Source organism: Streptococcus sp. HMSC066F01, from assembly GCF_001837335.1.
Classification (GTDB): domain Bacteria; phylum Bacillota; class Bacilli; order Lactobacillales; family Streptococcaceae; genus Streptococcus; species Streptococcus oralis_S.
This window is the reverse complement of record NZ_KV832072.1, coordinates 72,520-85,670: the sequence shown is the minus strand read 5'-3', so window position 1 is coordinate 85,670 and position 13,151 is coordinate 72,520. Positions and strand designations below refer to the sequence as shown.

Below are 13,151 nucleotides of genomic sequence, written 5' to 3'. Positions count from 1 at the left end.
CTTTTTTACTCCAGAAAGTGTCAGAATATTTTGACAAATCTGTAAAAATGATGATATAATATGTAAAAATTAGGAGGTGGTCAGATGATTGAGAGAATGGAATTGGGAGAGTTTTACAAGGAACTGCGCCTGGCGAGAAAACTCAAGCAGTCAGATGTGGCTTGTGATGGGCTGACAGCATCCCAGCTATCCAAGTTTGAACTGGGACAGTCTATGCTGTCTGCAGATAAACTGATACTAGCTATCCAAGGGATAAATGTGACCTTCGATGAGTTTGGACACAAGCTTAATAATTATCAGGAATCCCCACACATGCGATTTGGACGAAAGGTTGTAGATCGTTTTGCCCATCAAGATATAGCTGGCTTAGAGAAACTATTAGAGGAAGTCGAGCAGGAACAGATGGCGCAGACCTATCGTCGTTTGAATGCTATTGTGATCAAAGATGCTATCCATTCCTTGGATAAAAACTATCCGCTAGAAGAAGAGGATAGTGAGTTTTTGACTAGCTACCTCTATGCTATCGAGTCTTGGACCTGGTTTGAACTCTATCTTTTTTGCAATACCATGCCTTTCTTAAGTAATCAAGATCTGATTTTTTTATCCACCTCTTTACTTGAAAAATCCAAGGAATTTAAAGAGTTGGTACACAATCAATTGTATATGAAAAGTGGTTATCTTAATATCATCTCAGAGCTCATGGAGCGTAAGCTTTTCTCTTACATCCCAATCTTTGAAGCCGAGTTGGAGAGTATGCTCCGGCCATATGATGTTTTTGAGAAAGTATCATTGCAGTTTTTAAAGAAGATGAGTGTATTCCTTCAAACCAAGGGGAGCAATCAAAAAGAGATTGAACACTTTATCCAATCTCTGCAAATATTAGAAAATCCACAATTAACAGCCCTTTTTGAATTGCGTTTGCAGCAATACAAAGAGCTTATCGATTAGTTAGAAAAGGAATGACAATAACCCACTCTAAAATAAGTAGGAGTATCAGTTGGATTTTGCTTTTTTTCATCATTATATCCCTCCTTGTGAGTAGTACCTTCATTATATCAGGGAAAGAGTCAAATCTACAAAAATCGCAAATGTGAAATTTCCATGAGAAAAAATATCAAATATGCGATTTTCTAAAATGAGCTAATTTCTGTGTTATACTGTCCTTGTAAGACATTTGAAGCAAATCCTAGGTTGCAGAAGTGGTTTACAAAGAAAAATAATTAAAGGAGAAAAGAAATGCATAATCTAATGGAACTTGAATTGTTACCTGAAGAGCCAGTAATTACTGTATCACGTGAAGTTTGTAAGTGGACTTGCTCATTTACTGCTCTTTAAGAATAATTGGTTAAAATTAAGGATAGTTAATTACTAATTAACTATCCTTAATTTCATTTTAGAGATAATGTATTTATTATATTTATGGATAGATTACAAACAATGCTGAATAAAATACAAGTTGACACTTACCATAAAAATGGGTGGTTATTTGTGAAGTATAGTAACAATAAACTTACACAGGGATGGAAACTTCATGTAAGCAGTCAACTAAAAGACGCTTGTAATATTTTTTATATTGTTGCACAAGAGCTGGAGAAGGAAAGATGTAACTACAAAGTTCTAGATTGTTTGGATGAGTTAAAAAAATTGAATTCTCCGAGGGAAGTTTCTCCTACTGCAAATAAGTTTATCACTATATATCCGTCTAGTAGGAAGCAGGCCAAACGAATAATATTAAATCTAAAAGAAAAGTTAGAAAACTATAAAGCTCCAAGGATTTTATCAGATTTTCAATGTGGTGAACATTCTCCAATACATTATAGATATGGGGCGTTTAAAGCAATTAAAAACTACAATTTTTCTGAAAATAAAATTGTCTACATGATGAAAAATAGTAGAGGAGAATTAGTAGAGGATCTGAGATTAAATTATCCGTATTTGCCAGAAGGGGTTAAGGATTTATTTACTGATGTGGAAAAAAATAAATTATTTAAACCCTCCCCGGGAATTCCAGAGAATCACCCTTTAAATCACTATAATATCGAGTGTATTCTGAAAAAATCCAATAGAGGAAATGTTTACAGAGCTGTAGTAAAAAATAGTAATCAGAAAGTGATAATAAAACATGCACGACCATATGTTTATAGTTGGGATGATGGTTTCTCTGCAATTGATGAATTAAAGAATGAAGCAACAAATTTGAAAGTATTTCAGAACAAGTCCTATACGACAGAATTAATTGAAGAGTTTTATGTCAATGAAGATTACTTCGTAGTGCAAAAGTTTATACCAGGATATAATTTTTTTGATTTAAAAAATATTGATATCGAAAAAAATGTAATTATTAATAATATAATTGATATTATTAATGACATTCATGCTGAAGGATATTTAGCAGTGGATATTTCTCCAACAAACTTTATATTGGATGATTTTGGTCGTGTTAGGTTAATAGACCTAGAAAATTTTACAAACAAAAATAATACTGTTAGAAGAGCTGCTACAAAATTCATGATAAATACTGATTGTTCCTCAAAAATTTGTACCATTCAACAGGATTATTTTGCACTTGCAATGTTGAGTTTGGCGATTATGCGCGAGCATGTTTTAATATTTGAAGGAGAGGACGTCTTCTTAAATATAACTGCTTTAGATAAAATCAAGTCTTGTATGTATATGGAGAAAGAAATTGGGAACATAACTAAATCGCAATTTAACTGGTTGATGTATTTATTGAATTTAAGTGAACAAGAGAAGTTAGACCGATTCGAGAAGATGAAGTATATAAACGATTTTGAAGATGAAAATATAGGATTTCATTCAAAGAGAGTTAATTCCTCATTCGATTTTCAAATTGAAAATGAGACACTTATTAACTATCTTCTTTCATTAAATATGAATAGAGAAAGTAGGATACTAAATTCAAATGAATTTGGAGAATTTGTTAGTCCAGTATCGTTTCAACATGGCTTATCAGGATATTTGTTTTATTTATCACACATGAGAGACATTTCTGACAATGGTAGAATTATCGAGTGGCTTATCTCTGAAGGAAATCAAAATAAAGGAAATGGGTATTTAAATGGTTATTCAATTTTATTTGGTTCTTCTGGATATCTTTGGGCATTATTAGAGTTCTATAAAAAATTTGCCAGCAACAATCCAAGTAGAGAATTGATTATAGATAAAACTAGAGAAATTTATAAAGACTTGATAAGTAATTATCAGAAAGTTGAAGTATTTGACTTTGCTTTAGGAAAGTCAGGTGTTTTATTGAGTATTATGAAATACTGTATAAATTTCAATGATGTCGATAGTATGAAATTTATTAGAGAAAAAATAGAGGAGTTATATTTATATTTTGTAGAAGAGATACAAAATGTTAATAGTTTAAAAGAATGTAATTTTGCACATGGTTTAGCTGGGATTGCATACGTAATTTCAATTTATAATTCGGAATTTGAATTTAAGGTAGCTTACGAAAATAGTATTAATGTATTTAATAATCTGTTAGAAAATCTGTTAGAAAATGAATATAGTAGACTAAATGCAACTCCTACAAATTTAGAACTATCGTGGTGCGAAGGAACTTCAGGAATCTTACTTTATTTTGAATTATTATATGATAAAAGGTATTCAAAAATAATTTCAAGATTTCAACAACTTGCTTTCAAATTCAATCTTATTCAGTCAAGTTGTTATTGTCATGGTTTATCCAGTTTGTTGCAAACTCTAAACTATCAGGATAATTTAAATTTACGTGAGAATGTAATTGAGATTTTATTAAGTAGATCCAAAAGAGATAAAAATGGTATTTTGGTATTTGAATGTGAAGAAAGTTCAGATACATTATTTGATTTTGGAATCGGAAATCTAGGGATTTATTGGTCTATCCTTGGGAAGAACTTCCCATTTGAATTCAAAAAGGAGTTGCGATGAAAGTATTTATTCAAAATAGAGATTTTAGGCAATTAACCATCAACCAGTGGATTTCGACGGTTGGGGATACGATTTTTTATCTTGCTTTTTTGAATTATGTAGCAGACGCTTCGTTTGCCCCCTTGGCAATTTTACTCATTACGATTTCAGAGACTGTTCCTCAAGTTCTGCAAATCTTTATGGGAGTTTTGGCTGACTTTCAACATCATCGTGTTCTAAAGTATACGCTTATTAGTTTTGTCAAATTTGTACTTTATTCTATAGTTGCACTTTCGCTTTCAGGGCAGTCCTTTTCCTTATGGCTTGTATTCTTTATTTGTTTGATGAACCTCTTGTCGGATACATTGAGTTACTTTTCAGGAGCCATGCTAACTCCTATTTTTATAAGAATCATTGGGAAAGAACATCTGACAGAAGCTATTGGCTTTAAACAATCAACAGTTAGTTTAGTTCGGACAATCAGTAATATTCTAGGAGGGGTTTTACTAGGAATTCTTTCCATTCAGTTCATTTCCTTGCTAAACGCTCTGACGTTTCTGATAGCATTTGTAGGTATTCTTCTCATAAAAAATGATCTTTTGAAAGTTGAAAAAACAATTAGCTATCAAGAAGGTCTTTCTATAAAATCGTTTTGCCAGCATTTGTTCCAATCATCGAAATTGATCTGGAATATGGATAGAGTAATCTTCATTTTATTTATCGTCTCTATCAGCCAAGCGGTGATCAATGTCACTGTTCCTATTTCGACTCTTTTTTTAAGAATCCAACCGTTTTTGAATTTACAAACCGGTCAATCACTCGCTTTGTTATCAACACTAGAATTGTTAGCACTTATTGTTGGAAGTCTTGTGAGTGGCTATCTGAAAAATACGGTTTCTATAAAAACAGCTCTATACGCTTCGGTCGTCATCCAGTTACTCCTTCTAGTAGGATTTGCCACAGTTCATTTTGGTTTGATTCTGCTTTTCAGCTCCTTGGATGCCTTCATCGCAGGGTTACTCTCTCCTAGACTGCAAGAACTCGTCTTTAAACAAATACCTGAGGAGTCAATGGGAGCGGTTCAATCCTCTATTGGTGCTATTACGGTTGTTTTACCAAGTCTATTCACAATCGTTTTCGTAACGATTGCTACAAGTTTTGGGACCCTAGCGGTCAGCTTTATTCTATTGCTATTACTCCTAACCGCATTTGTCATGCTCTTGAATATTCGTGAGAGCATTTAGTAGGGAACTTTGATTTAACTTTTGTTCATACGATAAGGCTGGCGCTCCAGTCTTTTTCTTATCTCCAATATCTAATAATAGTCCTTGCTCAATTCCTTGTTACCTTAAATGAAAAAGTAATTTTAGAATCTAACCACGGAATCCGACTCTATCAAAGTTTGTCAATCATAGAGTTTTTTAGTATAGTAGAAATATGAAATTTACAAAAATAATCAGTGGTTTGCTTGCTCTTGGAGTGATAATCTTATTTATAAAATCTTACCAAAATTTTAAAAATTTGGAATTTCCTAGTACGCAGTTAGTCATGTTTAAATCGCTTTCGTTTTATATGTCTGTAGAATCTTTTGAAAATACATTTGTCGCAGCTGACAAAGTCGTGGAAGAGGAGGAAATGGCCTATCGTGATACTTGGCGTGCAGAAGACCCGTATTTCTATAAAACAGGTCGCCTTTTCTATTATTACGAAAATATGAGATGGGAAGGCTATACTATCCGCGCAGATTTTACATTTTCAAAATGGCATACCTTGGAAGAAGCGAGGGCTTCTTTTCCTGTTGCTTCAAAAATGGAACAGAAAGAACTACTTGACAAACTATCGCAGGCTATAAAAACAGAAATTGAATCTTTACCAGACTATCAGTCTATGACAGTTGAAATGGTAGGACTAGATCAAGATTCTTATCAATATAAAGTCAAATTACAAGGGCAAACGGAGGATCTCTGGGTCGAGGTTTATTCGACAGAACTTGGATATCATGAAAAGCTTGAAGATAAGGAGTATGGGGTTGGGATTAGTCAATATCGGAGGCATGCATCGTAATCCTTTCCTTCTATACCATAGAATAAAGAGTCAGTTAATTGTTGACTTTTTTATCTTGGACAAATGCCCGAGTTTTTTAGTATAGTAGAAATATGAAATTTACAAAAATAATGAGTATGGCACTTGCTCTAGTGGTATTGTTGCTGTCTTTAATGGTTTTTCGGATGTTTCAAAAGACGCAATTGGTCATGTTTGAATCCGTTTCTTTTAATATGCCCCTCGAATCTTTTGAAAAAGCGTTTGAAAAACCTCATGAAATAGTAGAAGAGACAGAAACAGGCTATAACAATCCTTGGCGTGCAAAAGATCCTTATCTCTATAAAACCGGGCGCCTTTTCTATGACTACGAAAACTTTAAATGGAAAAGTTACAGCGGTCGAGTGACCGTTACTTTTTCAAAATCGCATCGTTTGGAAACAGTAGCGGCTTATTTTCCCGTTACCTCAAAAGCTGAGCAGCAAGCATTGCTCGATAACTTATCCCAGACTGTAAAAAAAGAGCTTGAAGAAGTCCCAGATTACCAGTCCATGACAACTGAGACAGTAGGCATCTATGATGACGGTTATCGCTACAAGGTCAAGTTAAAAGGACAACAGTGGGAACTCTGGGTTGATGTCTATCCAACAGAAAATAAATATGCTACAGAAACAGAAACCGATAAGTATACTATCCGAGTGGATCAATTTCTCATGTATCCATGATGCTTCCTCTTCAGCACTTTTTCTGGCAATAGGTTTCGAATCCGAAACTTTTTTCTCTTCTTTGAATATGTTATAATAGTCCGTGCTGTGGCTGTGATGATGAACAGCCTCAATTGGAGAGAATATGAGGAGAAGGATGAAAGAAAAAGGATTTTGGGAAGGTGTTCAGGCGGCCATGCCGACTGCCCTTGGCTATGTCAGCATTGGTCTGGCTTGTGGGATTATCGGTGCGCCCTATGTGACACCTGTTGAGATGGGCTTGATGAGTCTCTTTGTTTATGCTGGGAGCGCCCAGTTTGCCATGTTGGCACTGATTGCAGTCCAAGCGCCTGTGGCAGCTATTGCTATGACGGTCTTTTTGATCAACTTGCGCCTCTTTTTATTGAGCTTACACGCATCGACCTATTTCCGTCATACTAGTCTCTGGCAAAATATCGGTATGTCCAGTCTCCTGACAGATGAGACCTATGGGGTTTTGATGGGAGAATTAGCCCATACAGATAAGGTCCATCCTATGTGGATGCACGGGAATAATCTCAATAGTTATGTAGCCTGGTTTATTGGGACAGTTGCGGGGACAGCTTTAGGTGGGCTTCTTCCAAATCCTGAAGTCTTTGGCTTGGACTTTGCCCTTGTCGGAATGTTTATCGGGATTTTTACTTCGCAATTTCAGATTATGCAAAGACGGGTTCCTGTACGGAATCTGCTGTGGATCCTAGCCGTTGTTGCGGTGTCCTTCTTTTTGCTCTTGACAGTAGTGTCTCAGTCGCTAGCTGTTTTGTTTGCGACCTTGCTAGGTTGTACTATGGGGGTGGTCTTAGATGGTCAGTAAATATCTTTTGTTAGCCGTTATCTTTTCAGGACTAGTGACTTGGATTCCCCGTATGATTCCCTTCATATTGGTTAAGTACAAGGGATTGCCAGCTATCGTCGAGCGTTTTTTGAAGTTTTTGCCTGTTTCCATTATCTTTGCCTTGATCCTTTCAAGCGTAGTGACTGGCAAGGTTGGGAGTCTTCCTCAAATCAAATGGCTGGACTTTTTAGCAGTCTTTCCAACGGCTTGGGTAGCCTTTCGCTACCGCAATCTAGTGGGTACGGTTCTTTTTGGAGTGGTCTTGATTGCAGTCTTGCGTCTGGTCTTTTAGTCAGCCATAAAAAAAACCTATCACCGAGATAGGTATCATATAATGGCGAAAAAAAATATTTTCTGTTAAGATAAGATTGTATTCTATTTTGGAGGAAATATCATGAAAAAAATCGTTAAGTATTCATCACTTGCTGCCCTAGGACTTGTTGCCGCAGGTGTATTGGTAGCTTGCTCAGGCGGTGAAAAGAAAGATGCTGCATCTGGTGAAGCAACATCTAGTAAAAAAGAAATTATCGTTGTAACCAATGCTACACCAAAACCATTCAACTATGAAGAAAATGGCGAATTGACTGGTTACGAGATTGAAGTGGTTCGCGCTATCTTTAAAGATTCTGACAAGTATACTGTCAAGTTTGAGAAGACAGAGTGGTCAGGTGTTTTTGCAGGACTTGATGCTGATCGTTACCAAATGGCTGTTAGCAACATCAGCTACACTAAAGAACGTGCTGAAAAATACCTTTATGCAGCTCCAACTGCTAAAAACCCTAACGTTCTTGTAGTGAAAAAAGATGACTCTAGCATCAAATCGTTTGATGATATCGGTGGAAAATCAACAGAAGTTGTTCAAGGAACAACATCTGCTAAACAGCTAGAAGACTACAACAAACAACACTCAGATAACCCAACTATCCTTAACTACGTTAAAGGGGACTTCCAACAAATCATGGTACGTTTGAGTGATGGCCGATTTGACTACAAGATTTTTGATAAAATCGGTGTAGAGACAGTCATCAAGGACCAAGGTTTGGATAACTTGAAAGTTATCGAACTTCCAAGCGACCAACAACCTTACGTATACCCACTTCTTGCCAAAGGTCAAGATGAGTTGAAGGCATTTGTGGACAAACGCATCCAAGAATTATATAAAGATGGAACCCTTGAAAAGCTATCTCAACAGTTCTTTGGCGGTTCTTATCTGCCAGCAGAAGCTGATATTAAATAAATTTTTAAATCATCCATTCTCTGGTAGATGGATGATTTTCCATTCTGTAGGTATATAGTTTCAAACTATAGGTCTTCCTATCTATTAACAATTTGCGAAATCAAATAAAGTATGAGATACTATTACGGTATTATTTTTAAAGGAGAAAGAATCATGAAAATCAAAAAATGGTTAGGCGTAGCAGCTATCGCTACAGTCGCAGGTTTGACTCTTGCAGCTTGCGGAAATTCAGAAAAGAAAGCAGACAACGAAACAGTTGTCAAAATTGCAACAGTTAACCGTAGCGGTTCTGAAGAAGCACGTTGGGATAAAATCCAAGAATTAGTTAAGAAAGACGGCATTAAATTGGAATTCACAGAGTTCACTGACTACTCTCAACCAAACAAGGCAACTGCTGATGGCGAGGTAGACTTGAACGCCTTCCAACACTACAACTTCTTGAACAACTGGAACAAAGAAAACGGGAAAGACCTTGTAGCGATTGCAGATACCTACATCTCACCAATCCGTCTTTACTCAGGTAAAAATGGGGAAGAAAACAAGTACACCAAAGTGGAAGAAATCCCAGATAACGGTGAAATCGCCGTACCAAACGATGCAACAAATGAAAGTCGTGCACTTTACTTGCTTCAATCAGCTGGTTTGATCAAATTGGATGTTTCTGGAACTGCACTTGCAACAGTTGCTAACATCACAGAAAATCCAAAGAACTTGAAGATTACTGAATTGGACGCTAGCCAAACAGCTCGTTCATTGTCATCAGTTGATGCTGCTGTTGTAAACAATACCTTCGTTACAGAAGCAAAATTGGACTACAAGAAAGCACTCTTCAAAGAACAAGCTGATGAAAACTCAAAACAATGGTACAACATCATCGTTGCGAAAAAAGATTGGGAATCATCACCTAAGGCTGATGCCATCAAGAAAATTATCGCAGCTTACCACACTGATGAAGTGAAAAAAGTTATCGAAGAAACATCAGACGGTTTGGACCAACCAGTTTGGTAATAAGACACAGGGAGGTGGGAGAGAGTTTCCACCTCTTGCTTTTGTATAGAGAGTTGATTTTAAAGAGGCACTTGTTGTCGTTTTGAGGACGCAAGTACGTAGTAGAAAGAGAGAGAAAATGGTTTTTCCTAGCGAACAAGAGCAGATTGAAAAATTTGAGAAGGATCATGTGGCCCAACATTATTTCGAAGTCTTACGCACCTTGATTTCCAAGAAATCCGTCTTTGCCCAGCAGGTTGGACTCAAGGAAGTCGCAAACTATCTGGGTGAGATTTTCAAGCGTGTGGGGGCTGAAGTGGAGATTGATGAGAGCTACACGGCTCCCTTTGTCATGGCGCATTTCAAGAGTTCGCGTCCGGATGCCAAGACCTTGATCTTCTATAATCACTACGACACCGTGCCAGCAGATGGCGACCAGGTGTGGACAGAGAATCCTTTTACCCTTTCTGTGCGAAATGGCTTTATGTATGGGCGTGGGGTTGACGATGACAAGGGCCACATCACGGCTCGTTTGAGTGCTCTGAGAAAGTATATGCAGCACCATGATGACCTGCCTGTTAATATCAGCTTCATCATGGAAGGGGCAGAGGAGTCTGCTTCTATGGATCTAGATAAGTATTTAGAGAAACACGCAGACAAACTTCGTGGGGCGGACTTGCTAGTCTGGGAACAAGGGACCAAGAACGCCTTAGAACAGCTGGAAATCTCTGGCGGAAACAAGGGGATTGTGACCTTTGATGCTAAGGTGAAAAGTGCGGATGTGGATATCCACTCAAGTTATGGTGGTGTCGTGGAATCAGCGCCGTGGTATCTTATCCAGGCTCTAAGTAGCCTACGTGCGGCAGATGGACGTATCTTGGTAGAAGGCTTGTACGAGGATGTTCAAGAGCCAAATGAACGAGAACTAGCCTTGGTAGATGCCTACGCCCAACGCAATCCAGAGGAAATTAGTCGCATTTATGGCTTGGAATTGCCTCTCTTACAAGAGGACCGCGCAGCCTTTCTAAAACGGTTCTTTTTCGAGCCAGCCCTTAATATCGAAGGGATTCAGTCAGGTTATCAAGGGCAAGGGGTTAAAACGATTTTGCCAGCAGAAGCCAGTGCTAAGCTAGAGGTTCGTTTGGTTCCTGGCCTAGAACCGCATGATGTTCTGGAAAAAATTCGGAAACAGCTAGACAAAAATGGCTTTGATAAGGTAGAATTATACTATACCTTGGGAGAGATGAGCTATCGAAGCGATATGAGCGCGCCAGCCATTCTCAATGTAATCGAGTTGGCCAAGAAATTCTATCCACAGGGCGTTTCAGTCTTGCCGACAACAGCGGGGACAGGACCTATGCATACGGTCTTTGATGCCCTAGAGGTACCAATGGTGGCCTTCGGTCTAGGAAATGCCAATAGCCGAGACCATGGTGGAGATGAAAATGTGCGAATCGCCGATTACTACACCCATATTGAATTAGTAGAGGAGCTGATTAGAAGCTATGAGTAGAGATATTATCAAGTTAGATCAGATTGATGTGACTTTTCACCAAAAGAAGAGAACCATCACAGCGGTCAAGGATGTGACCATTCACATCCAAGAAGGGGATATCTACGGTATCGTTGGATATTCTGGAGCAGGGAAATCAACTCTTGTACGGGTGATTAACCTCTTGCAAAAACCATCCGCAGGGAAAATTACCATTGATAACGACGTCATTTTTAACGGCAGAGTGACCTTGACTGCAGAGCAGTTGCGTCGTAAGCGTCAAGACATTGGAATGATTTTCCAGCATTTCAACCTCATGAGTCAAAAGACAGCAGAGGAAAATGTGGCCTTTGCCCTCAAACACTCTGGGCTAAGCAAGGAAGAAAAGAAAGCCAAAGTAGCTAAGTTGTTAGACTTGGTTGGCTTGGCGGATCGTGCCGAAAACTACCCTTCACAACTATCAGGAGGGCAAAAACAGCGTGTGGCCATTGCGCGTGCCTTGGCCAATGATCCGAAAATCTTGATTTCAGACGAGTCAACTTCTGCCCTCGACCCTAAGACAACCAAGCAAATTCTGGCCTTGTTGCAAGATTTGAACCAAAAATTAGGCTTGACCGTTGTCCTGATTACACACGAAATGCAGATTGTTAAAGACATTGCCAACCGTGTGGCAGTCATGCAGGATGGGCATTTGATTGAAGAGGGCAGTGTCCTTGAAATCTTCTCAGACCCTAAACAACCTTTGACCCAAGACTTCATCTCTACTGCAACAGGTATTGACGAAGCCATGGTTAAGATTGAGAAGCAAGAAATCGTGGAAAATCTGTCTGAAAACAGTATCTTAGTACAGCTCAAGTATGCAGGAGCTTCGACAGACGAGCCACTTTTGAATGAATTGTACAAGCGTTACCAAGTAACGGCCAATATCCTCTATGGAAATATCGAAATTCTCGATGGCACTCCCGTTGGAGAATTGGTTGTGGTCTTGTCAGGGGAAAAAGCAGCGCTAGTAGGTGCTCAAGATGCCATCCGTCAGGCTGGCGTCCAGCTAAAAGTATTGAAGGGAGGACAGTAAAATGACAGAGTTGATTCAAACTTATCTACCAAATGTCTATAAGATGGGCTGGGCTGGTCAGGCAGGCTGGGGAACAGCCATCTACCTAACTCTTTATATGACAGTTCTTTCTTTCATCATCGGAGGGTTCTTGGGGTTGGTAGCAGGTCTTTTCCTCGTCTTGACAGCGCCAGGCGGTGTCTTGGAAAATAAGGTTATCTTCTGGATTTTAGACAAGATTACCTCTATTTTCCGCGCGGTACCATTTATCATCCTCTTGGCAATCATGTCGCCACTCTCTCACTTGATTGTTAAAACAAGTATCGGGCCAAATGCAGCCCTTGTCCCCCTTTCTTTTGCAGTCTTTGCCTTCTTTGCCCGTCAGGTGCAGGTTGTCTTGGCTGAGCTGGATGGCGGTGTCATTGAGGCGGCTCAAGCGAGCGGAGCGACCTTCTGGGATATCGTGGGTGTTTACCTATCAGAAGGTTTGCCAGATTTGATTCGTGTGACGACTGTGACTTTGATTTCCCTTGTTGGGGAAACAGCCATGGCGGGAGCAGTTGGTGCTGGTGGTATCGGTAACGTGGCCATTGCTTATGGATTTAACCGTTACAATCACGATGTGACCATCTTGGCAACCATCATTATCATCTTGATTATCTTTACGATCCAGTTCTTGGGAGATTTCTTGACCAAGAAACTAAGTCATAAATAATGGAAGGAGTTCAAAGGGACTCCTTTTTGTTTTCTCACCGAAATGCAAGAAGGATAAAGCTTCTTTTTAGAAATATGCTATAATAAATAAAGGTCCTCAATTAGCAAATCAAAAAGTTTGCTGTAGGAGGGAT

Annotated in this window: 12 protein-coding genes; all 12 read left to right on the top strand. The window is 38.5% G+C overall.

The window, feature by feature from the left end:
• Nucleotides 1-84: 84 nt before the first annotated feature.
• The 12 genes from HMPREF2655_RS00725 to HMPREF2655_RS00665 all read left to right on the top strand — a co-directional run bounded on the left by HMPREF2655_RS00725 (nucleotide 85) and on the right by HMPREF2655_RS00665 (nucleotide 13,018).
• On the top strand, nucleotides 85-948 hold the full coding sequence (locus HMPREF2655_RS00725) for an XRE/MutR family transcriptional regulator (RefSeq protein WP_070837168.1): 864 nt from the start codon (nucleotides 85-87) through the stop codon (nucleotides 946-948).
• Between the two features lie 540 nt (nucleotides 949-1,488).
• Complete coding sequence (locus HMPREF2655_RS00715) at nucleotides 1,489-3,936, top strand: class III lanthionine synthetase LanKC N-terminal domain-containing protein (RefSeq protein ID WP_257367724.1); 2,448 nt, start codon at nucleotides 1,489-1,491, stop codon at nucleotides 3,934-3,936.
• Nucleotides 3,933-5,159, top strand: a complete 1,227-nt coding sequence (locus HMPREF2655_RS00710) for an MFS transporter (protein WP_070837164.1) — start codon at nucleotides 3,933-3,935, stop codon at nucleotides 5,157-5,159. Before HMPREF2655_RS00715 ends, HMPREF2655_RS00710 begins: the two co-directional genes overlap by 4 nt.
• 193 nt (nucleotides 5,160-5,352) lie before the next feature.
• Nucleotides 5,353-5,979: a hypothetical protein gene (locus tag HMPREF2655_RS00705; RefSeq protein ID WP_070695975.1), complete on the top strand. Its 627-nt coding sequence runs from the start codon at nucleotides 5,353-5,355 to the stop codon at nucleotides 5,977-5,979.
• Between the two features lie 92 nt (nucleotides 5,980-6,071).
• Entirely contained in the window at nucleotides 6,072-6,680 is a 609-nt protein-coding gene (locus HMPREF2655_RS00700) for a hypothetical protein (protein ID WP_070837162.1), read from the top strand.
• A gap of 136 nt (nucleotides 6,681-6,816) precedes the next feature.
• Nucleotides 6,817-7,512: an AzlC family ABC transporter permease gene (locus HMPREF2655_RS00695; protein WP_081102826.1), complete on the top strand. Its 696-nt coding sequence runs from the start codon at nucleotides 6,817-6,819 to the stop codon at nucleotides 7,510-7,512.
• The gene (locus HMPREF2655_RS00690; RefSeq protein WP_000253936.1) at nucleotides 7,502-7,825 is read left to right on the top strand and encodes an AzlD domain-containing protein; all 324 of its coding nucleotides are present in this window, start codon (nucleotides 7,502-7,504) and stop codon (nucleotides 7,823-7,825) included. Before HMPREF2655_RS00695 ends, HMPREF2655_RS00690 begins: the two co-directional genes overlap by 11 nt.
• 102 nt (nucleotides 7,826-7,927) lie before the next feature.
• Nucleotides 7,928-8,770 carry an amino acid ABC transporter substrate-binding protein gene (locus HMPREF2655_RS00685; RefSeq protein ID WP_049502808.1) on the top strand — a complete coding sequence of 281 codons (843 nt, stop codon included), beginning with the start codon at nucleotides 7,928-7,930 and terminating at the stop codon, nucleotides 8,768-8,770.
• 153 nt (nucleotides 8,771-8,923) lie between these two features.
• Nucleotides 8,924-9,778: a MetQ/NlpA family ABC transporter substrate-binding protein gene (locus tag HMPREF2655_RS00680; RefSeq protein ID WP_070837160.1), complete on the top strand. Its 855-nt coding sequence runs from the start codon at nucleotides 8,924-8,926 to the stop codon at nucleotides 9,776-9,778.
• Nucleotides 9,779-9,896: 118 nt separating this feature from the next.
• Nucleotides 9,897-11,270: a M20 family metallopeptidase gene (locus tag HMPREF2655_RS00675; RefSeq protein ID WP_070837159.1), complete on the top strand. Its 1,374-nt coding sequence runs from the start codon at nucleotides 9,897-9,899 to the stop codon at nucleotides 11,268-11,270.
• Nucleotides 11,263-12,324 carry a methionine ABC transporter ATP-binding protein gene (locus HMPREF2655_RS00670; RefSeq protein WP_070837156.1) on the top strand — a complete coding sequence of 354 codons (1,062 nt, stop codon included), beginning with the start codon at nucleotides 11,263-11,265 and terminating at the stop codon, nucleotides 12,322-12,324. Before HMPREF2655_RS00675 ends, HMPREF2655_RS00670 begins: the two co-directional genes overlap by 8 nt.
• Nucleotide 12,325: 1 nt before the next feature.
• Nucleotides 12,326-13,018 carry a methionine ABC transporter permease gene (locus HMPREF2655_RS00665; protein ID WP_000137507.1) on the top strand — a complete coding sequence of 231 codons (693 nt, stop codon included), beginning with the start codon at nucleotides 12,326-12,328 and terminating at the stop codon, nucleotides 13,016-13,018.
• The last annotated feature ends 133 nt before the right edge of the window (nucleotides 13,019-13,151 follow it).